Annotated in this window: 20 protein-coding genes and 1 pseudogene; 10 read left to right on the forward strand and 11 right to left on the reverse strand. The window is 71.1% G+C overall.

Translation table 11 applies throughout. The features are described 5' to 3' along the window. Positions 1-26 precede the first annotated feature (26 nt). The 4 genes from AB0C84_RS02815 (at position 27) to AB0C84_RS02830 (ending at position 4,119) form a co-directional block, all read left to right on the forward strand. Entirely contained in the window at positions 27-977 is a 951-nt protein-coding gene (locus AB0C84_RS02815) for a sugar ABC transporter permease (protein ID WP_179844814.1), read from the forward strand. Continuing rightward, positions 977-1,807, forward strand: coding sequence for a carbohydrate ABC transporter permease (locus AB0C84_RS02820; RefSeq protein ID WP_361060470.1), 831 nt, complete (start codon positions 977-979; stop codon positions 1,805-1,807). Before AB0C84_RS02815 ends, AB0C84_RS02820 begins: the two co-directional genes overlap by 1 nt. Positions 1,808-1,816: 9 nt before the next feature. Continuing rightward, positions 1,817-3,124 (forward strand): sn-glycerol-3-phosphate ABC transporter ATP-binding protein UgpC, encoded by a 1,308-nt coding sequence (gene ugpC / locus AB0C84_RS02825; protein ID WP_361060472.1) that lies wholly within the window; start codon positions 1,817-1,819, stop codon positions 3,122-3,124. Between the two features lie 308 nt (positions 3,125-3,432). Next, positions 3,433-4,119, forward strand: a complete 687-nt coding sequence (locus AB0C84_RS02830; RefSeq protein WP_258944329.1) for a class I SAM-dependent methyltransferase — start codon at positions 3,433-3,435, stop codon at positions 4,117-4,119. 21 nt (positions 4,120-4,140) lie between these two features. Here the strand turns inward: AB0C84_RS02830 and AB0C84_RS02835 are convergent, their stop codons facing one another. Both AB0C84_RS02835 and AB0C84_RS02840 read right to left on the reverse strand, forming a co-directional pair. After that, positions 4,141-4,656: a hypothetical protein gene (locus AB0C84_RS02835; RefSeq protein ID WP_361060827.1), complete on the reverse strand. Its 516-nt coding sequence runs from the start codon at positions 4,654-4,656 to the stop codon at positions 4,141-4,143. A gap of 417 nt (positions 4,657-5,073) precedes the next feature. Continuing rightward, a pseudogene (locus AB0C84_RS02840) lies at positions 5,074-5,421 on the reverse strand (helix-turn-helix domain-containing protein); the annotation flags it as partial. 208 nt (positions 5,422-5,629) lie between these two features. Here AB0C84_RS02840 and AB0C84_RS02845 point away from each other — a divergent pair. Beyond that, a complete protein-coding gene (locus AB0C84_RS02845) occupies positions 5,630-6,211 on the forward strand; it encodes a hypothetical protein (protein ID WP_339156199.1) in 582 nt (193 codons plus the stop codon). 303 nt (positions 6,212-6,514) lie between these two features. Here the strand turns inward: AB0C84_RS02845 and AB0C84_RS02850 are convergent, their stop codons facing one another. Beyond that, positions 6,515-6,709, reverse strand: a complete 195-nt coding sequence (locus tag AB0C84_RS02850; RefSeq protein ID WP_361060475.1) for a hypothetical protein — start codon at positions 6,707-6,709, stop codon at positions 6,515-6,517. Positions 6,710-6,864: 155 nt separating this feature from the next. Between AB0C84_RS02850 and AB0C84_RS02855 the strand changes: the two genes are divergently transcribed. Genes AB0C84_RS02855 through AB0C84_RS02865 form a run of 3 tightly spaced genes read left to right on the forward strand, consistent with a single transcriptional unit; the run spans position 6,865 to position 8,623 of the window. Next, entirely contained in the window at positions 6,865-7,446 is a 582-nt protein-coding gene (locus AB0C84_RS02855; RefSeq protein ID WP_361060477.1) for a TetR/AcrR family transcriptional regulator, read from the forward strand. 2 nt (positions 7,447-7,448) lie between these two features. After that, positions 7,449-7,886: a hypothetical protein gene (locus tag AB0C84_RS02860; RefSeq protein WP_361060479.1), complete on the forward strand. Its 438-nt coding sequence runs from the start codon at positions 7,449-7,451 to the stop codon at positions 7,884-7,886. Further along, positions 7,859-8,623: a nucleotide disphospho-sugar-binding domain-containing protein gene (locus tag AB0C84_RS02865; protein WP_361060481.1), complete on the forward strand. Its 765-nt coding sequence runs from the start codon at positions 7,859-7,861 to the stop codon at positions 8,621-8,623. Before AB0C84_RS02860 ends, AB0C84_RS02865 begins: the two co-directional genes overlap by 28 nt. A gap of 3 nt (positions 8,624-8,626) precedes the next feature. Here AB0C84_RS02865 and AB0C84_RS02870 read toward each other — a convergent pair whose 3' ends face one another. Together AB0C84_RS02870 and AB0C84_RS02875 are read right to left on the reverse strand one after the other, a co-directional pair. Continuing rightward, positions 8,627-9,151, reverse strand: a complete 525-nt coding sequence (locus tag AB0C84_RS02870) for a GNAT family N-acetyltransferase (RefSeq protein WP_361060483.1) — start codon at positions 9,149-9,151, stop codon at positions 8,627-8,629. A 198-nt stretch (positions 9,152-9,349) separates the two neighbouring features. After that, on the reverse strand, positions 9,350-9,853 hold the full coding sequence (locus AB0C84_RS02875) for a nuclear transport factor 2 family protein (RefSeq protein ID WP_361060485.1): 504 nt from the start codon (positions 9,851-9,853) through the stop codon (positions 9,350-9,352). A gap of 154 nt (positions 9,854-10,007) precedes the next feature. On the opposite strand from AB0C84_RS02875, the gene AB0C84_RS02880 reads away from it, so the two are divergent. Continuing rightward, positions 10,008-10,973 carry an alpha/beta hydrolase gene (locus AB0C84_RS02880; protein ID WP_361060487.1) on the forward strand — a complete coding sequence of 322 codons (966 nt, stop codon included), beginning with the start codon at positions 10,008-10,010 and terminating at the stop codon, positions 10,971-10,973. Between the two features lie 13 nt (positions 10,974-10,986). Here the strand turns inward: AB0C84_RS02880 and AB0C84_RS02885 are convergent, their stop codons facing one another. The 5 genes from AB0C84_RS02885 to AB0C84_RS02905 form a co-directional block, all read right to left on the reverse strand. Further along, entirely contained in the window at positions 10,987-11,517 is a 531-nt protein-coding gene (locus AB0C84_RS02885; RefSeq protein WP_361060489.1) for a hypothetical protein, read from the reverse strand. 116 nt (positions 11,518-11,633) lie between these two features. Further along, complete coding sequence (fahA, locus tag AB0C84_RS02890; RefSeq protein WP_361060491.1) at positions 11,634-12,800, reverse strand: fumarylacetoacetase; 1,167 nt, start codon at positions 12,798-12,800, stop codon at positions 11,634-11,636. Beyond that, the gene (locus AB0C84_RS02895; RefSeq protein ID WP_361060493.1) at positions 12,797-13,648 is read right to left on the reverse strand and encodes a hypothetical protein; all 852 of its coding nucleotides are present in this window, start codon (positions 13,646-13,648) and stop codon (positions 12,797-12,799) included. Before AB0C84_RS02895 ends, fahA begins: the two co-directional genes overlap by 4 nt. Then, entirely contained in the window at positions 13,645-14,850 is a 1,206-nt protein-coding gene (locus AB0C84_RS02900; protein WP_258944317.1) for a cupin domain-containing protein, read from the reverse strand. The genes AB0C84_RS02895 and AB0C84_RS02900 overlap by 4 nt, the downstream gene beginning before the upstream one ends. Positions 14,851-15,065: 215 nt before the next feature. Continuing rightward, complete coding sequence (locus tag AB0C84_RS02905) at positions 15,066-15,617, reverse strand: MarR family winged helix-turn-helix transcriptional regulator (protein WP_361060496.1); 552 nt, start codon at positions 15,615-15,617, stop codon at positions 15,066-15,068. Positions 15,618-15,852: 235 nt separating this feature from the next. Here AB0C84_RS02905 and AB0C84_RS02910 point away from each other — a divergent pair, with 235 nt between their 5' ends. Next, positions 15,853-17,586 (forward strand): pyruvate dehydrogenase, encoded by a 1,734-nt coding sequence (locus tag AB0C84_RS02910; RefSeq protein WP_361060498.1) that lies wholly within the window; start codon positions 15,853-15,855, stop codon positions 17,584-17,586. A gap of 143 nt (positions 17,587-17,729) precedes the next feature. On the opposite strand, the gene AB0C84_RS02915 is transcribed toward AB0C84_RS02910, so the two are convergent. Further along, the gene (locus AB0C84_RS02915; protein ID WP_179844795.1) at positions 17,730-18,314 is read right to left on the reverse strand and encodes a TetR/AcrR family transcriptional regulator; all 585 of its coding nucleotides are present in this window, start codon (positions 18,312-18,314) and stop codon (positions 17,730-17,732) included. Positions 18,315-18,430: the final 116 nt, after the last annotated feature.

The following is an 18,430-nucleotide window of genomic DNA, read 5'->3' on the forward strand; positions in this document are numbered from 1 at the left end:
GAAGGCTCGGAAAGGAAGGTGTCCGGATGACGTCCGCAGAAACGGCGCCGAAGCTCGGCCGGTCCGGCAGCGCCCCCGCCCCCGCCCGCGCGGAGATCTCCGACCGCGGCCGCGCCGAGCGCAGGCTCGGGCTGCTGCTCTCGCTGCCCGCCGTGGTGGTGATGCTCCTGGTCACCGCGTACCCGCTGGTCAACGCCGTCTACCAGTCCCTGTTCAGCTACCGGATCACCGCACCGGAGGACCGGCACTTCGTCGGGCTCGGCAACTACGCGACCGCGCTGTCGGACGCCCTGTTCTGGCAGACGGTGCTCACCACCCTGATCATCACCGTGGCGACGGTGGGGGTGGAGCTGGTCATCGGGTTCGCGCTCGCGATGGTGATGCACCGGGCCGTCTTCGGGCGGCGGACGGTGCGGACCGCGATCCTGCTGCCCTACGGGATCGTCACGGTCATCTCCGCGTTCGCCTGGAAGTACGCCTTCGACGTCCAGTCGGGGTTCGTCAACTCCTGGTTCGGGCTCGGCGACTTCGCCTGGTTCTCCGACCGCTGGGCGGCGCTGTTCGTGATCGTCCTGTCGGAGATCTGGAAGACGACGCCGTTCGTGTCGCTGCTGCTGCTCGCCGGGCTGGCGCAGGTGCCGGCCGACCTCGGCGAGGCCGCGACGGTGGACGGCGCGACGGCGTGGCAGCGCCTGAAACGGGTCACGATCCCGAACATGAAGGCCGCGATCCTCGTCGCGGTGCTGTTCCGGACGCTGGACGCGTGGCGGATCTTCGACAACGTGTTCATCATGACGTCCGGCCAGGAGAAGACCCAGGTGCTGTCGTTCCTGACCTACCAGCAGATCATCACGCGGACCGAGCTCGGCCTCGGCAACGCGGTCGGGGTGCTGCTGTTCCTGTCGGTGGTGCTGATCGCCGCCGTGTTCATCAAGGGGTTCCGCGTGGACCTGTCCCAGGTGCGAGGTGATCGCTGATGGAGTCGGCGCGCTCGAAGTGGCTGTGGATCGCCGCCTCGCTGCTGATCCTGGTGTGGACGGCGTTCCCGGTCGTGTGGATCGTGATGCTGTCGTTCAAGCAGCCCAGCGAGATCGGCAACGTCCAGGGCTTCTTCCCGAAGACCTGGACGTGGGAGAACTACGAGACGGTCTTCAGAACCGACCTGTTCACCTCGGCACTGATCAACTCGATCGGCATCTCGCTGATCGCCACGTTCGTCGGGGTGGTGTTCGCGACGCTGGTGGCGTACGCCATCGCGCGGCTGGAGTTCCCCGGCAAGCGGCTGATCCTGTCGTTCGCGCTCGCCATCGCGATGTTCCCGGTGGTGTCGCTGGTCGGGCCGCTGTTCGACCTGTGGCGCACCATCGGCCTGTACGACACCTGGCCGGGCCTGATCATCCCCTACATCTCGTTCGCGCTGCCGCTCGCGATCTGGACCCTGTCGGCGTTCTTCCGCGAGATCCCGTGGGAGATGGAGCAGGCCGCGCAGGTGGACGGGGCGACCACCTGGCAGGCGTTCCGCAAGGTGATCGTCCCGCTGGCGGCGCCCGGCGTGTTCACCGCCGCGATCCTGACCTTCTTCTTCTGCTGGAACGACTTCGTCTTCGGGATCTCGCTGACCTCCACCGACCGGGCCCGTCCCGTCCCGGCGGCGCTGGCGTTCTTCACCGGCGAGTCCTACTTCGAGCAGCCCACCACCGCCATCTGCGCCGCCGCCGTCGTCGTCACGGTCCCCGTCGTGATCATCGTCCTGGCGTTCCAGCGCCGCATCGTGGCCGGGCTGACGTCCGGTGCCGTCAAAGGCTGAGAGGCAGACATGGCCGCCATCACCATGAAGAACATCGTCAAGCGGTACGGCGACGGTTTCCCGGCCGTGAACGACGTCTCCCTGGACGTGCGGGACGGCGAGTTCATGATCCTGGTCGGCCCGTCCGGCTGCGGCAAGTCCACGCTGCTGCGGATGATCGTCGGGCTGGAGGACATCACGTCCGGCGAGATGCTCATCGGCGACCGGGTCGTCAACAAGGTCGCGCCGCGGCAGCGGAACCTGTCGATGGTGTTCCAGAACTACGCGCTCTACCCGCACCTCAGCGTGTTCGAGAACATCGCGTTCCCGCTCCGCCTCGCGAAGACCGCCGACGACGAGGTGCGGCGGCGCGTCAACGAGACCGCCGAGCTGCTGGAGCTGACCGAGCACCTGGACCGCAAGCCCGCGAACCTGTCCGGCGGGCAGCGGCAGCGGGTCGCGATGGGCCGCGCGATCGTCCGCCAGGCCGACGCGTTCCTGTTCGACGAGCCGCTGTCGAACCTCGACGCCAAGCTGCGCGGGCAGATGCGCACCGAGATCTCCCGGCTCCAGCGGCGCCTCGGCGTCACCACCGTGTACGTCACGCACGACCAGACGGAGGCGATGACGCTCGGCGACCGCGTCGCGGTGCTGCGCAAGGGCGTCCTGCAGCAGGTCGGGAGCCCGCGCGAGCTGTACGAGGAGCCGGTCAACCTGTTCGTCGCCGGGTTCATCGGGTCGCCGTCGATGAACTTCCTGCCCGCCTCCGTCACGACGGACCGTTCCGGCGACGGCGTGTTCCTGGAGACGCCGCTCGGGCGGTTCGAGCTGCGCGACGCGCGCAAGGCCGCCGCGATCGGCGACCGGTCGGTCGTGCTCGTCGGGATCCGCCCGGACCACTTCGAGGACGCCTCGCTCGTCGGCGAGGACAAGCAGGCCCGCGGCAGCCTCGTGCGGGTCCGGGTGGACGTGACCGAATGGCTGGGCAACGAGCTGTACGCCTACGTCCCGTACGAGGCGCCCGAGGACCTCGCGTCCCGGCTGCGTGATCTGTCACGGGAGCTCGACAGCGACCAGCTGCGGACCCAGGCCGTCGTGGCGCTGGACGCCTCCAGCACGATCGCGCCGGGGCGCGAGGCGGAGCTGTGGATCGACACGACGCGGGTGCACCTGTTCGACCCGTCCACCGGCGACAACCTGACCCGCGACGAGGAGCACGTCGCGCAACTCGACAGGCTCGCCGAGGAGTCGCGCGCCGCCCACCGGGAGGCGCTGCGGGAGGCCCGGCACGAACCGTCCGACGACGCCGCGGACGAGACGTCCGTGACGAGAACCTGAGCCGGGTGCACTCGTCCCAAGGGACAGGAGAAGCAGTGCCGCATGATCGAGCGCCCGCAGTGGCCGCACCCGCGCGTCCGCACCCGCGTGGCTGCACCCCGCGTGGCCGGACCCGGCCAACATCGCCCATCCTCATGGCCCGCACCGGTCCGGATGCCAAGGAGATCCAGGCCCGCCGCCTCCTCGACGACATCGCCGCCTACCGCTGTCACCTGAACGCGCCAGCGTCGGCCCGGTCTCCAAGGATCTGACAGAGACCGGCCGTCCTCCTGACACAGCTGGTTGATCTTTCTGGCACGATCGGAGGCATGTACGAGCGCTTCGCCCACGAGTACGCCTCCCATGCCGAGGACAGCTCCTACAACGCCTTCTACGACCGTCCCGCCGTGCTCGGCCTCGCGGGGGACGTGGCCGGCCTCACCGTCTTCGACGCCGCGTGCGGTCCCGGCCTCTACGCGCGAGAACTGCTGGACCGCGGCGCGGGCGTCGTCGGCTGCGACGTGAGCCCCACGTTCGTCGACATGGCCTTGGAACGCACCGGGGGCCGCGCCGACCTGCGCGTCCACGACCTGTCAACGCCCGTGGCCTGGATGCCGGACGCCTCCGTCGATCTGGTGGTGCTGGCGCTGGCCCTGCACTACTTCGACGACCGCGTCGCGCTGCTGAAGGAGTTCCGCCGCATCCTGTCCCCGGGCGGAGCGGTCGTCCTTTCGACGGAGCATCCGATGGCGGGATGGCTGCGCCTGGGCGGCTCCTACTTCCTCGAAGAGCCGGTGGAGGAATCGCTGAGCCCCGAACGGGACTGGCCGATCCGGGCGTGGCGACGCCCCCTGACGGCGATCTGCGCCGAGTTCCGCGCGGCCGGATTCCTCATCGAAGAGCTCCTGGAGCCGCGTCCCGACCCCGAGATGGCCGACCGCTACCCCGAAGACCACGCCAAGCTGGAGCAGTCTCCCGCCTTCGTGGCCTTCCGCCTGGTCCCGGCCCGCTCCTGACCCCGTCGCCCGGACGCTCGCTCAACCGACCGGGTCGTCCTGCACGTTGTAGGGGCGGCAGCCGTGGTGGTCGGCGCCGGATGCGAGGCCGTCGCTGCGGACCAGGTGGTCGGTGCCGTAGCCGCGGCGCTGCTGGTAGGCCCAGTAGCCGCGGCGGGCGGGCCCCGTCCACCGGTCGAAGACCAGAACCTCGCGCACGTCGGCGCCGCCGCTCGCCTTGATGACGAGGTCGCCGGGAAGCAGCGACGCCATCGGGATCCGCCGGCAGTAGGACGCTTCGAGGAGCGCCGAGTTGGGGCCGGGCTTCGGCAGCCCGAGCGCCATGGACGCATACCCGGAGCCGTCGGTCCGGTAGCCGCGGTAACCGGCGTTCTGGTCGTACGGCACCCGCCGGGCGCTGTGCGGATGCCACGACCTCGTCCGGGCCAGGACCTCACGGCGGCTGATCACCTTGACGGGCCGCCGTGCCGGCTCGGACGGCCGCGCACCCGCGTCCCCGGCCACCGGCGGCGTCTTCAACGCCGCGCCCAGGGCCACCCCGGCGCTCCCGGCGACGAGCGCGCACCCGGCAACGGCCCCAAGAAAAAGCAACCGCCGCGACCGCACCCGCCCCGCCAGCCCCCCGAGCCGCACGGAGTCAGTACCCCCCAAACCACCAACAGCCGCAGCCCCACCAACAGGCACAGCTTCAACGACGGGCCCAGCCTCACCGACGGGCGCTGAACCAAGGGCGGGCGAGGCATCACCGGCGGGCGCAGCTTCACCGGCGGGCACGGCACCACCGGCTGGCGCAGTATCAGGGACGGGCGCCGCACCAGGGAGGGGTGCTGGGTTGTTCGGTCCAGTTGGGGGCGGTGCGGCGGCAAGGGGGTCGGCAGCAGACGCCAGCTCCGCCGCGGACGGGGCCGAGCGCCGAGCCTCGTCCGCGAGCTCCCACAGGACCGCGAGGCGGCGCGCGTCCGCGCCGCAAAGGTCCGCGAGCGAGGTGACGGCGTCGACCGGGATCCACGTCTCGCCGCTGAGCCAGCGGCTCCAGGACGAGCGGCTGGCATGCGTCCTGCGTTCCAGGGCGCGCAGATCGAGCCCGGAATCCTCTTTCAAAGCGCGCAGTTCGGTGAGCAGGATGCGTGCCGCCTCAGGCAGGCCGTCGGGCAGCGGAGTCGGCGGTCGTCTTCGGCTCATTGCTCGTCTCCCTCGGGCAGGGCTGGCCATTATGCCCAGTTCCCTCTGCGCCGGTAAGAGGACCAAAGCTTGATCACCCAGGGTTCGTGAATAAGTACCCCATGTGACTGCCTCGTGCATTCCGTGTTGTCTCGTTGTCTCGCGCGAGCCCTTGCTGGGACGGCGTTCTCGCAGTTCGGAAGCGTCCCGCGCGTCCCGGTGTCCCAACCTTTCCAGCGGCCCTGCCGAATGGCACGAGGTGATCCCTATCGTGTGCCGGGTCGATCGACACCCCCGAACTCGGCGCCCGACGGGGCGCAATTCCCGCACATTTCACGGAGGATTGCCAATGCCTTCCCCTCGGACCGTTCTCCTCGGCGTCAGCTCGCTGGCGCTGGCCGGCGGAACCGCCTTCGGCCTGTACGGCGTGTCCACCCCTGCCGCGCACTCGGCGCCGGCGCAGGGCGTCCAGCTCCAGGCGGCGGACGCCAGGGTCGCGGTGGCGGCCGTCCCGAAGGTCACCCGGGACCAGGTGATCGCCCGGGCCAAGACCTGGCACCCGCACACCAGCAGCCGCGTCCCCTACAGCCAGTCGAAGACCCACGGCGGCTACCGCACCGACTGCTCCGGCTACGCGTCCATGACGCTGCGGCTGCCCAAGCCAGGCCCCAACACCGTCGGCCTGGCCTCGTCCACCTACAGCAAGCGGATCTCGATGTCGCAGCTGAAGAAGGGCGACCTCATCATCGACGCGATCGGGAGCAACACCACCCGGCACGTCGTCATCTTCGAGAAGTGGACCAGCAGCAAGCACACCGCCTACTGGGCGTACGAGCAGCGCGGCGGCTACGGCACCGACCACCGCACCCGCACGTACGGGCTGTCCAGCGGCAGCCAGTACAAGGCCTACCGCCCGAAGAACCTCACCTGACCCGACCCCGCAAAGCTCCCCCGCGAAACGCCCGGCCGGCTCCCCTCTCCCGGCCGGGCGTTCCGCCACGCAAACACGGGCCGCGCCCCTACTCGCCCGTGGCCCGCTTCGCTACGCGCCTGCTTGGCCGTGCGCCTGCTTGGCTATGCGTGCGTGTCACCGTGTTCCCTTGGCTGCGCGCCCGGTTCGCGGCGTCCCAGCTTCGCCACGTTGAGCTTCGCTGCGCGCCTGCTTGGCTGTGCGCTTGGGTTGCCGCGCTCTTGCTCCGTCGCGCGGCGGTGTTGGCGCGACCGTTTCGGGGGGCTAGGCGGGTGTTTCGGTGATCTTCCAGCGTCCTACCTCGGCGTAGTTCGAGTCGTAGATGGCGGATCCGTCTCCGGGCTTCAAACCGTAGTGCCGGACATTGCCGCCCCAGTAGCGCAGGATCCGTCCCAGCTCGGCGACGGCGTCTTCGGCGACGGCGCCCTCACTCAGGTCCACTTCGAGAACGAACTTCATGCGCCTGCCTCCCTGTGATCGACACCTTCAAGGGTGTCATTGAAACTCCCAGTGAAGGTTCAGCAGCCAAAGCGCTGACTAGCAACCGTAAACCCTCAACTTGGCTGCGGAGGAAATCCGGAGCCCCCGCCACTTTCGTGTTAGCCTTGATTATCGTGAAAAGGACCTACACCATGCGGGCCCGCGCGCAGTCGGCGGATGAGACGCGGCGGCGGGTGCTGGAGGCGGCCGTGCGGCTGCTCGGCTCGCGGCTGCGTTCCGACATCCGGCTGGAGGACGTCGCCGCCGAGGCGGGCGTGAGCGTCCCGACGGTGCTGCGGGCGTACGGCAGCCGCGCGCGACTCATTGAGCTGGCCCTGGAGAAGGTCCTGGAAGGCATCGGCGCCGAGCTGCGCCAGCCCGAGCCGGGGGACGTTCCGGGCTCGGTCTCGGCGTGGTTCGACCACTATGAGAAGTACGGGGACGCGGTGGTGCGGAACCTGGCGGACGAGGCCGACCCGGCGGTGGCGCCCATCGTCCAGATCGGCAGGACCCGGCACCGGCGGCACGTCGAGAGGCAGCTCGGTCCACGGCTGGACGCGGTGCCCGAGGAGCGGCGGGCGATGGTCGTCGACGCGCTCGTCTGCGCCTGCGACGTCTACACCTGGAAGCTGCTCCGCCGGGACATGGGGCGGTCGCGGACCGGGGCCGAGGCGACGATGGCCTTGATGATCGAGTCCCTGCTGGGAGGGGTGTGACGATGGCGCGCTGGCTGCTGCTCACCTGGGACGGGGCCGGGAACCAGGGACCGATGACCGGTCTCGCGCGTCACCTGAGGGCACGGGGCCATGAGGTCACTGTCGCGGGCTATCGCTGGCAGCGGCACCGGTTCCGCAAAGCCGGGCTCGCGTTCCGGCCCCTTCCACGCGCCGACGCCGGCTATCCCGCCGCGCCCCCGCCGGAAGGGTGGCTGCCCGCGCTGGTCGACGCCGTGTGGGCCTGCTCCGCGCATGTGGAGGACGTTTCCGAACTGCTGGCGGACGGCGCCTACGACGGCGTGGTCGCCGACTGCCTGATGTTCGGTGCGCTGGCGGCGCTGGAGGCTTCCGGACCCCGGCGGCGGTCCTGGTGCACAGCGCGCCGGGTGCGCTCTGCCCGCCGGGCGGCCCGATGGACCGGATGCTCCTGCCCGCGGTGAACGCCGTGCGCGGCCAAGTCGGGCAGCCGCCGATCGGCAGGTTGTGGGACGCCTGGGCGCCGTTCCTCCCGCTGTGCACCACCATCCGCGACCTGGACCCCTCCGCCGACGAGGCGCCGCCGTCGTTCGACTTCATCGGACCGGTCCCTGACGAGCAGCCGCCGTCCGACCTGCGCCTTCCCTGGCCCGCGGACGACGCCCGGCCGCTGGTGGTGGCCGGTTTCTCGACCGGCCCGGCGTGGGACCAGACCTCGCGCATCCAGCGCACCCTCGACGCACTCGCCGACGGGCGCCATCGCGTCCTCGTCACCAGCGCCATGACGGACGTCGCCGGGCTGCGGGTGCCGGGTGACGCCGTCGTCCTGCCGTGGGTGCCGCACACCGAGGTGCTGCCGCACGCGGCCGCGGTCGTGACGCACGCCGGCCACGGGACCGTCACCGCCGCGCTCGCCCACGGCGTGCCGATCGTCGCACTTCCGAATCCGGCCGCCGACCAGCCCGCCCTGGCAGGGCGCACGGCCGAGCTGGGCGCCGGGATCGCGCTGGACGGGGAGAGCGCCCGGCCGGAAGAGATCGCGGCGGCCGTCCACGCGCTGATCGAGGACCCGTCGTACCGGGCGGCCGCGACCGCACTGGCCGGACGCCTCCGCGCCGCGCCGGGCCCGGCGTACGCCGCGGAACGGCTCGAACGGCACGTGCGGGCCTCCGGCCGCGGTGGCGCGGGGTCGCGCGCGTAGGCGTCAGCGGAGCTTCTTCACCAGCAGCTCGAACTCCAGGTCGCCTCGCCTGGGCAGGCCGAAGCGCTCGTCGCCGTACGGGAACGGGCTCGTCTTGCCGGTCCGGGCGTAGCCGCGCCGGACGTACCAGGCGATCAGGTCCTCGCGCAGGCTGATCACCGTCATGTGCATCTCGGCCGCGCCCCACTGCTCGCGCGCCCTCCGCTCGGCCTCGGAGAGGACCCGGCGGCCGAGCCCGCCGCCCTGCACGGACGGGCTGACGGCGAACATGCCGAAGTAGGCGTGCCCGCCGCGGTCCTCCAACTGGCAGCAGGCCATGAGCGCGCCGTCCACCTCGGCCACCAGCATCACTGCCTGCGGGTCGTGCACCACGGCCGCGACGGCGTCCGGGTCCGTGCGCTGCCCGTCGAGAAGCTCGGCCTCGGTCGTCCATCCGGCGCGGCTGGAGTCCCCGCGGTAGGCGCTCTCCACGAGCGCGACGAGCGCCGGGACGTCGTCCGCCGCGGCCGTCCGGAAGATCGGTTCCATGCTCCCCACCAAGTCCGTGCCACCCACCAGCCCGTGGTCACCCACCAGCCTGTGCTCACTCGCGGGCGCCCACCGGCACACGCCGCTCACCTGCCCGTGCTGCTGCCTGTCAGGTGCGACTCTAGCCGGGCCGTGCACCTGCCGGCGGGGCCGTGCACCCGCCGGTCGGGCTGTGCGGCTGTCGGCCGGGCGTGGTCTTCAGTCGGTTGCCTGGTCGACGCGGCAGTCCGGGCCGAGTGGGCGGGTGATCGTCCAGTGCCGGTGGAAGTGGCATTTGGCCATCTTCCAGCGGCCGTCCTCGACCACGTATTCGTCCTCGTATTCGCCGGTGCTCACCGACTCGGTGCCGTCCTCCAGGTTCACCTGGCGGAACTTGAGCGTCCAGCGGCCCGACGCGCGCGTCTCGTCGTGCACGACGATGTCGGGGTGCGTCGCGTGGTGCATGTCGAGGATGACGTTCCTGCCGTCGACCTTCCGGAGCGCGATCGACTCGAAGACCCTGACCATGCCCTCCGCGTCGTCGAACGCGCCCAGCCGCCCGTAGTCGATCGAGGCGCCCGAGGTGATGAAGCAGGCGCGGAACCCGTCGGGGTCCTTGGCGTCGCAGGCCCGCAGGTAGCGGTGCTTGAGCGCCTTGATCTCCTCGATGGCCTCCAGCCGGGCGACGCGCGCGGCGAGGTCGGGACTCGGGGGCTGCGACATGGTGGCCCGACCTTCGCCGACGGAACGGCCGCTCGTCCAACCGCTGTCCCGGTGAACGGGAGGTCGGCGGACCGTCCACGCGCGAGGCTTCAGGATCGTCTCCTACGGGAGGCGGGTCCGATACAGGATCGTCCTGCCGGAGGGAGGCCACGGCATGAGTTTTCGCGAACGCCACCACATGCTGGACGCGGGCGAAGCCGCCCTCCATGTGGTCGAACAGGGCGACGGCGTGCCGGTGGTGATGTGTCACGGCTTCCCGGGCCTCTGGTACAGCTGGCGGCGGCAGCTTCCGGCACTGGCCGCTGCGGGGTACCGCGCCATCGCCCTCGACATGCGGGGATACGGGCGTAGCAGCCGCCCGTCTTCACCGCAGGCTTACGACCGGGGGCACACCGTCGCCGACCTCGTCGGCGTCCTGGACGCCCTGGACATAGACGAGGCCGTCTTCGCGGGCCACGACTTCGGCGCCGCCCTGGTCTGGGACCTGCCGCAATGGGCCCCGGGCCGGGTCAAGGCACTGATGCAGCTGAGCGTGCCGCGCATGCCCGTCTCGAAGCGTCCGCCTACCGAGCTGTACGCGCGGATGGCCGAACAGCACTTCGTCCATGTGCATTACTTCCAGAAGGAGGGACCTGCGGACGAGGAGCTGGGGGCCGCGCCGGACCGCTTCCTGGCGAATGTCTTCTGGGCGCTCAGCGGCGGCTACCGGTACCTCGACATCTGGCAGCACCCGAGTGAAGGCAACGGATACCTTGATGTGCTCCCCGAAGCCCCGCCCCTGCCGTGGCCGTGGTTGTCGGAGGACGAGTTCGCCTACTACGTCCAGGAGTTCCGCCGGACGGGCTTCACCGGTGGCCTCAACTGGTATCGGGCCTACGACCACGTCTGGAACGAGAAGCAGAACCGTCCGGATGAGCCTGTAACCGTCCCCACGATGTTCCTCGTGGGGGAGCGTGACCCCGTCCTCCAGATGATGGGGTCCGGCGCGCTGAAGCAGATGGAGGCTCAGGTGCCGGGCCTGCGCAATGTCCACGTCATCGAGGGCGCCGGGCACTTCGTCCAGATGGAAGCGGCCGATCAGGTCAACGCCGCCATGCTCGCCTTCCTCGCCGGCCTGTGACCGGAACGCCCTGTCAGCAGGGACCGTCGTCCACGGATGTGGTGACCGAGTGGCTCCAGGGCTCGCCGCCGCCGAGGTCCAGTTCGTTGTCGACCGTGACCGTGAGGCACACGGGGTTCTTGCCCTTGCGGTTCGTCAGTGCGTACTTGTCGCCGCCCGCCGAGCGGATGTGCACGTTGCCCCCGCCCTCGTCGTTCACTGCGTCGTAGATGTCGGACATGGTGCCGAACGACGAGCCGATCCCCGACGACGGTCCCTCGTCCAGCCGTGACGCCGCGGCATGGGCGACGGAACTGACCTGCGCGGTCGAGTAGGTCCGCGCGTTCTCGACGCCCAGCAGGACGCCCGCGGTGACGAGCAGCGCGACGGCGCCCGCGAACGCTCCGGCGCGGCCCGTCGCGAGCGCGGCGTCGGACGGCTCGTTGGCCTCCGGGTTCCGGTACTGCCAGGCGCGGGTCTTCCAGTAGACGGTCCGCTGGTCCATGCATCCGAGGACGAACATCGCGACCGCGACGAGGAGGACGAAGACGATGAGACCGGTCATGCGCGTCCTTCCCGTAAGCGGACCCGCTGATCGGACGCACGGGGACACGCCCCAGTTCATGCCCGCCCCCGCCGCCCGCCCGCACGGGGCGAACGGCGATCAAGCCGGCCGACGACTCAGCGGGCGGGGAGGATTCGGCCGGTGACTTCTCCGAAGCCGACGCGGGTGCCGGAGGGGCCGGGGGCGGAGGCGGTGATCGAGACCTCGTCGCCGTCCTCCAGGAAGGCGCGCGGCTCGCCGCCGACCGTCACGGGCTCCTTGCCGCCCCACGTCAGCTCGATGAAGGCGCCGCGCTGGTCCTTGGCCGGGCCCGAGACCGTCCCGGAGGCGAACAGGTCGCCGGTGCGGGACGAGGCGCCGTTCACCGTCATGTGCGCGAGCATCTGCGCGGGCGACCAGTACATCTCCCGGTAGGGCGGACGGGAGACGACCTGCCCGTTCCAGGAGACGGCGAGGTCGAGATCCAGGCCCCACGGGTTCTTCTCCCGCAGGTAGGGCAGCGGCTCGGGGTCCTGCGGCGGCGTGGCGACGCGGGCGGCCTCCAGGGCGAGGAGCGGGACGACCCAGTGGGAAACCGACGTCGCGAAGCTCTTCCCCAGGAACGGGCCGAGGGGGACGTACTCCCATGCCTGGATGTCGCGGGCCGACCAGTCGTTGACCAGGACGACGCCGAAGACGCGCTCGTCGAAGTCGTCCGCGCTCACCGGGTCGCCCAGCGCCGAGCCGGTGCCGACGACGAAGCCGACCTCGGCCTCGATGTCCAGGCGGCGGCTCTCCCCGAAGGTCGGAGCGGTCTCGCCCTTGCGCTGCCCGCTCGGGCGCACGATCGGCGTCCCGGACGGGACGACCGTCCCAGCGCGGCCGTGGTACCCGACCGGCAGGTGCTTCCAGTTCGGCATGAGCGGCTCGGAGTCCGGGCGGAACAGCCGGCCGAGGTTGGACGCGTGGTGCTCGGAGGCGTAGAAGTCCACGTAGTCGGCGACCTCGAACGGCATGTGCGGGGTCACCGCGTCGAGGGGGTGGACGGCCTCGTCCGGGACGTCCTCGGAGACCAGGTCGAGGACCTGCTCGCGGACCTCGACCCAGCGCGCGTGGCCCTGCGCCATGAACGGGTTGAGGGACGGCGCGGCGAAGACGTCGTCGCCGAGGCCGGAGGCGAGGTCCACGACGGAGTCGGCCACGCGGACGCCCACGCGGGGCGCCGTGCCCGGTGTCGAGAACACGCCGTAGGGGAGGTTGGCGAGCCCGAAGAGGGAGCCTTCGGGGATCGCGATGCGGGTCATCGGGAGGTCTCCAGAAGTGCGGACCCGAGCAGCCCGAGGTCCGCGAGTTCGGTCAGGGGGTCGGTGATGCTGCACGTCCCGAACGACAGGAAGCGGGCGCGGGCCGCGGCCGTGCGCGCCTCGCCGAGCCCCGCCACGCGGGCGGCGACCGACGGCGCGTCGCGGTCGGCCAGGACGGCGGCGAGCTCCGCGCCCGGGCGGCCGCGCAGGGCGGCGTCGGTCGCGAGCAGCAGGTTCAGGAAGCCGTGCTGGTGGAACCCGGTCTCGGGGTCGGTGTTCCGGACGGGATGGTGCAGCCCCGCCGTCGCCTTGAACGGCACGCCCGCCGCCACGACCGACGTGACGGCGGCGGCGAGCTCGTCAGGGCCCGGGTACAGGTGGGCCTTCACCCCGCCGGTGCGGAACTTCGCACGGTCGCCGCGCGCGGCGACGGCCTCGATGAAGGCGGGGCGCCGCTCGTCGCGCGGGATCTCGACGTACACGGGCACGCCGGGGCGGCCGAGCACGCGGAAGAACTCCTCCGGGTCCATGCCCGGCGGGACGGCGACCTCCAGCCCGCGCACCTCGACGGGCAGGTCGGCGGCCACGCCCACGGCCTTCGCGGCCTCGCAGGGGCCGTTCGGCGCGGTGATCGACAGGTCGAGCGGGTCGCCGCCGAGCAGCGGATACAGCGCGTCGAGCGCGGTGGCGGGCAGCACGAGCGGGCCGACGAGGGCGGCGTAGGGGGCGGCGCGGTGGTCGCGGTGCGCCGGGACGGCGTCGGCCAGCGGCGCGAGCCCCGGCGGGAAGACGGCGGCGTCGTCGCACAGGCCCGCCGCGAACGGGGGGATCGCGAACGGGGGGATCATCGCCGCCCCGCCCACGTCCAGGCGTACGCCTCGTCCTCGCAGGCCAGGCCGCCCTCGCCCAGTTCGAGCGGGCGGAAGGTGTCGACCATGACCGCCAGCTCGTCGAAGAACTCGACGCCGATGCTGCGCTCGTACGCGCCGGGCTGCGGGCCGTGCGCGAGGCCGCCCGGGTGCACCGAGACCGAGCCCTGCCCGATGCCGGAGCCCTTGCGCGCCTCGTAGTCGCCGCCGCAGTAGAACATGATCTCGTCGGAGTCCACGTTCGAGTGGTAGTAGGGCACCGGGATGGACAGCGGGTGGTAGTCCACCTTGCGCGGCACGAAGTTGCACACCACGAAGTTGTGGCCCTCGAACACCTGGTGGACGGGCGGCGGCTGGTGGACGCGTCCGGTGATCGGCTCGAAGTCGTGGACGCTGAACGTGAACGGGTACAGGCAGCCGTCCCAGCCGACGACGTCGAACGGGTGGCGCGCGTAGGTCAGGCGGGTGCCGGTGATTCCGCGCGACGTCCGGTGCTTGACGAGGACCTCGACGTCCGTGCCGTCGGCTAGGAGGGGCTCGCCGGGGCCGTGCAGGTCGCGCTCGCAGTACGGGGCGTGCTCCAGGAACTGGCCGTAGCGCGACAGGTAGCGCTTCGGCGGTGCGACGTGGCCGGTGGCCTCGATCGCGTACGCGCGCAGCGGCTGGTCGCCGGTCGGGAGCCACCGGTGGGTGGTCGAGGTCGGGATGACGACGTAGTCGCCCTGCTTCGCCTCCACCGTCCCGAAGATCGTCTCGACCGTGGCGGTGCCGGACTCGATGTAGACGATCTCGTCGCCGGTCGCGTTGCGGTACAGCGGCGAGTCGGCGGCGGACACGACGTAGGAGAGCCGGACGTCGGCGTTGCCGAGGACGACCCGGCGGCCGGTGACGACGTCGGTCTCGGACCACGTCTCCTTGGGGAACAGCTCGTGCAGCTTGAGGTGGCGCGGCCGCAGCGGATGGTTCGGCGTCGTGCCCTGGTCGGGGACGTCCCAGACCCGCGAGTCGACGATCGCGGACGGGATCTCCCGGTGGTACAGCAGTGAAGAGTCGGAGGAGAAGCCCTCCTCGCCCATCAGTTCCTCGAAGTGGAGCCGCTCCTCGCCGTCCCCGTGGCCGATGTGACGGTGCTGGGTGTGGCGTTTCGGCGGCACGTGGCCGACCCGGCGGTAGTGGGCCATGCTCTCTCGCCTCCGATGATTAACGCATTAACTACTTTCTGCCGACCCTAAGGCTGTTCTCCCTCCGAAGGGAAGGCCCCAATCAGCGGGGCCCCAATCAGCAAGGCCCCATCAGAAGGCCCTGATCGGCCATGCCCTGATCGGCCATGCCCTGATCGGCCATGCCCTGATCGGCCATGCCCCGATCGGCCATGCCCCGATCGGCAGGGCTCTGATCAGCTCCGCTCGCGGACGTCGAACGAGCCGCGCCCCGCGATGAGCTTGTCGAGCAGCATGATGAGCATCCGCTGCTCGGTCTCGGTGAGCACGTCCGCCCACTGCCGCTCGCGCTCGTTCTGCCCGGCGAAGATCTCCAGCATGGCGTCCTGCCCCCGCTCGGTCAGCGCGAGGATCACCGACCGGCCGTCGCGCTCGCCGGGGGTGCGCACCAGCATCCCGTCCGCGACGAGCGTCTTGACCAGGTTGGACACGGCGGCCCTGCTCATCCCGGCCAGCGTGGCGGCCCGCCCGGGCTCCAGCGGCCCGGCCAGCCAGGTCACGAACAGCAGCCGGAACGCCGACCAGGAGTGGCCGCGCGGCCGGTGCACCGTCGACTCCAGGTCGTAGGTCACGATCGCCGACGCCCGGTTCAGGGTCAGCAGCAGCCGCGTCGCCAGCCGGTGCCCGAACCCGAACTCCTCCGAGAGCCGCCGGCCCGCGAGATCGACGAACGACCAGAAGTCCAGCTCCGCCCCGCCCTCGGTGCCCATGCCCGCGCCCGCGCTCATCCGCTCGCCGCCCGCCCGATCTAGTTCATGGATTGACTATTTAACCCCCGTGGGGCGCGAGTGTCAGCCAGTCCAACCCGCAGCCGGTCTCAACCGCAGAGTCTCAACCGCCTCCAGTCTCAGCCACCTCCGGTCTCAGCCGCGGTCGGTGTGGGGGCGGGTCGGTGTCAGGGGTGAGGCATCGGGCATTGGCGGAGCGGAGGCAAGTACCGGGAACTCAGCGGGGGAGAGGCCGATGGCGACCGTCGCCGACCAGTTCATCGAGGTGCTGCGGCAGGCCGGCGTCCGGCGGATCTACGGGGTGGTGGGCGACAGCCTCAACCCGGTCGTGGACGCCGTGCGGCGGACGCGGGGCATCGACTGGGTGCACGTCCGCAACGAGGAGGCGGGCGCGTTCGCGGCGGCGGCCGAGGCGCAGACCACGGGACGGCTCGCCGTGTGCGCGGGCAGTTGCGGCCCCGGGAACACCCACCTCATCCAGGGCCTTTACGACGCGCACCGGTCGGGTGCGCCGGTGCTGGCGCTGGCGTCGCAGATCCCGAGCGTGCAGATCGGCAGCGGCTACTTCCAGGAGACGCACCCCGAGCGGCTGTTCGTCGACTGCAGCCACTTCTGCGAGCCGATCGTCACTCCGGAGCAGATGCCGCGCATCCTGCGGACCGCGATCCAGCACGCGATCGGGCTCGGCGGCGTCTCCGTGCTGACGCTGCCCGGCGACGTCGCGGGACGTGAAACGGCCGGCCCCACCGGCGAGCACGACTTCCTCGTCCAGAAGGGGATCGTCCGGCCGCCGTCCGACCAGGTCGAGCAGCTCGCCGGGGCCCTGAACCGGGCGCGGAAGGTGATGCTGTTCTGCGGCTACGGCGTCCGGGACGCCCACGCCGAGGTGATCGAGCTGGCGCACCGGCTGCTCTCCCCGGTCGGCCATGCGCTGCGCGGCAAGGAGTGGATCCAGTACGAGAACCCGTTCGACGTGGGCATGAGCGGCCTCCTCGGCTACGGCGCCTGTTATGAGGCGATGCAGGACGCCGATCTCGTCCTCCTGCTCGGCACCGACTTCCCCTACGACCCGTTCCTGCCGGGGAAGAACACCATCCAGGTGGACGACGACCCGTCGAAGCCGGGGCGCCGCACCCCGCTCGACCTCGCTGTTCACGGGGACGTGGGGGAGACGATCCGGCTCGTCCTGGACAAGGTCGAGCAGAAGCGCGACCGCTCCTACCTCGACGAGATGCTGCACCGCCACGCGCGGGCACTGGAGAACGTGGTCTCCGCCTACACCCGCGACATCGACCGGCACATCCCGATCCACCCCGAATACGTCGCCGGCGTCCTGGACGACCTCGCCGACGACGACGCGATCTTCACCGTGGACACCGGTATGTGCAACGTCTGGGCGGCCCGCTACCTCACCCCCAACGGGCGCCGCCGCGTGATGGGCTCGTTCGTCCACGGCTCCATGGCCAACGCGCTCCCGCACGCCATCGGCGCGCAGTTCGGCGCGCCCGGACGCCAGGTCGTGTCGATCTCCGGCGACGGCGGTCTCGGCATGCTGCTCGGCGAGCTGCTCACGGTGCGGCTGCACCGCGTCCCCGTGAAGATCATCCTGTTCGACAACGCGTCGCTCGGCATGGTGAAGCTGGAGATGATGGTGGACGGCCTGCCGTCCTACGAGACCGACCACGAGCCCGTCGACTACGCCGCGATCGCCGAGGCGGCCGGCATCGAGTCGGCGCGCGTGGAGCGCCCGTCCGACGTCCGCACCGTGATGGAGCGCGCGCTCGCCGCGTCCGGCCCCTACCTGGTGGACGTCGTGACCGACCCGAACGCCCTGTCCATCCCGCCGCGCATCACGCCGCAGCAGGTGAAGGGCTTCGCGCTGTCGGCGGGCAAGACCGTCCTCACCGGCGGCGTCGGCAAGATGCTCGACCTGGCCCGCAGCAACCTCCGCAACATCCCCCGCCCCTGACGGGCCGGGAAGCGCTGGAACCCGGCGGTCTGGCCGTGGCCTCTCCACGAGTTCGTCCCTCGGCGTCCAGGGCTTATATCGCTCATCCGGGACTTCAAGGTCTTCGAGCGGCCGGTCGCCGTGGCCGGGCTCAGTGGCCGGGCTCAGTGGAACTCGCGGGCCATCTCGGTGAGGGTCTCGGCCGCGACCTCGGCGAGGGGGCGGACGGGCTGCTCCTCGATCCAGGTCAGGGACGCGATGCGCAGCGCGGTCATGAAGGCGCCGGCCATGACGCGGGCGCGCAGGCGGGGGAGGCCGTCCCGGGAGGCGATCAGGTCGGCGAGGGCGCGCTCGAACTCGGCGTAGGTGGCGAGCTGCCGCCCGAGGACGGACGGGTGCTTGCGGGCGAGGCGCGTCTGCGCGGCCCACTGGGGGTCCAGCTCGCCGGCCTCCGCGTGCAGGGCGTCCAGTGAGGCGCGCAGCGCACTCCAGGACGATTCGCCGGACGGGCGGGACGCGAAGGTCTCCAGCACGGCGTTCATCCGCTGCTCGTCGCCGTAGAGGAGGGCGTCCTCCTTGCCGGCGAAGTAGTTGGAGAAGGTGCGGCGGGACACGCCCGCCGCGTCGGCGATGGCCTCGACGGTGACCTCGTCCAGGCCGTGCTCGACGGCGAGGCGCACCGCGGCCTCGTGCAGGGCGCGGCGCGTCGCCTCCTTCTTGCGTTCGCGCAGCCCGCCGGTGCTCTCCATGGTCGCACCAGCCTAGCGGGCAAAAAACTGCCCAGCGCGAAATTTTGCGCAGTGGGAATAAAGTGTCCGGACCGGGGGTTGATCCCCTCGTTCCCACCTCACCGAGAGGCCCACTC

Source organism: Actinomadura sp. NPDC048955 (genome assembly GCF_040649435.1).
GTDB classification, from domain to species: domain Bacteria; phylum Actinomycetota; class Actinomycetes; order Streptosporangiales; family Streptosporangiaceae; genus Spirillospora; species Spirillospora luteofluorescens.

Coding starts and splice junctions, on each gene's coding strand:
- AB0C84_RS02895 (WP_361060493.1), bottom strand. CDS start 13,648: ATGATCCCCCCGTTCGCGATCCCCCCGTTCGCGGCGGGCCTGTGCGAC.
- AB0C84_RS02865 (WP_361060481.1), top strand. CDS start 7,859: ATGGACCGGATGCTCCTGCCCGCGGTGAACGCCGTGCGCGGCCAAGTC.
- AB0C84_RS02845 (WP_339156199.1), top strand. CDS start 5,630: ATGCCTTCCCCTCGGACCGTTCTCCTCGGCGTCAGCTCGCTGGCGCTG.
- AB0C84_RS02900 (WP_258944317.1), bottom strand. CDS start 14,850: ATGGCCCACTACCGCCGGGTCGGCCACGTGCCGCCGAAACGCCACACC.
- AB0C84_RS02830 (WP_258944329.1), top strand. CDS start 3,433: ATGTACGAGCGCTTCGCCCACGAGTACGCCTCCCATGCCGAGGACAGC.
- ugpC (WP_361060472.1), top strand. CDS start 1,817: ATGGCCGCCATCACCATGAAGAACATCGTCAAGCGGTACGGCGACGGT.
- AB0C84_RS02850 (WP_361060475.1), bottom strand. CDS start 6,709: ATGAAGTTCGTTCTCGAAGTGGACCTGAGTGAGGGCGCCGTCGCCGAA.
- AB0C84_RS02875 (WP_361060485.1), bottom strand. CDS start 9,853: ATGTCGCAGCCCCCGAGTCCCGACCTCGCCGCGCGCGTCGCCCGGCTG.
- AB0C84_RS02870 (WP_361060483.1), bottom strand. CDS start 9,151: ATGGAACCGATCTTCCGGACGGCCGCGGCGGACGACGTCCCGGCGCTC.
- AB0C84_RS02815 (WP_179844814.1), top strand. CDS start 27: ATGACGTCCGCAGAAACGGCGCCGAAGCTCGGCCGGTCCGGCAGCGCC.
- AB0C84_RS02880 (WP_361060487.1), top strand. CDS start 10,008: ATGAGTTTTCGCGAACGCCACCACATGCTGGACGCGGGCGAAGCCGCC.
- AB0C84_RS02910 (WP_361060498.1), top strand. CDS start 15,853: ATGGCGACCGTCGCCGACCAGTTCATCGAGGTGCTGCGGCAGGCCGGC.
- AB0C84_RS02885 (WP_361060489.1), bottom strand. CDS start 11,517: ATGACCGGTCTCATCGTCTTCGTCCTCCTCGTCGCGGTCGCGATGTTC.
- AB0C84_RS02905 (WP_361060496.1), bottom strand. CDS start 15,617: ATGAGCGCGGGCGCGGGCATGGGCACCGAGGGCGGGGCGGAGCTGGAC.
- fahA (WP_361060491.1), bottom strand. CDS start 12,800: ATGACCCGCATCGCGATCCCCGAAGGCTCCCTCTTCGGGCTCGCCAAC.
- AB0C84_RS02915 (WP_179844795.1), bottom strand. CDS start 18,314: ATGGAGAGCACCGGCGGGCTGCGCGAACGCAAGAAGGAGGCGACGCGC.
- AB0C84_RS02860 (WP_361060479.1), top strand. CDS start 7,449: ATGGCGCGCTGGCTGCTGCTCACCTGGGACGGGGCCGGGAACCAGGGA.
- AB0C84_RS02820 (WP_361060470.1), top strand. CDS start 977: ATGGAGTCGGCGCGCTCGAAGTGGCTGTGGATCGCCGCCTCGCTGCTG.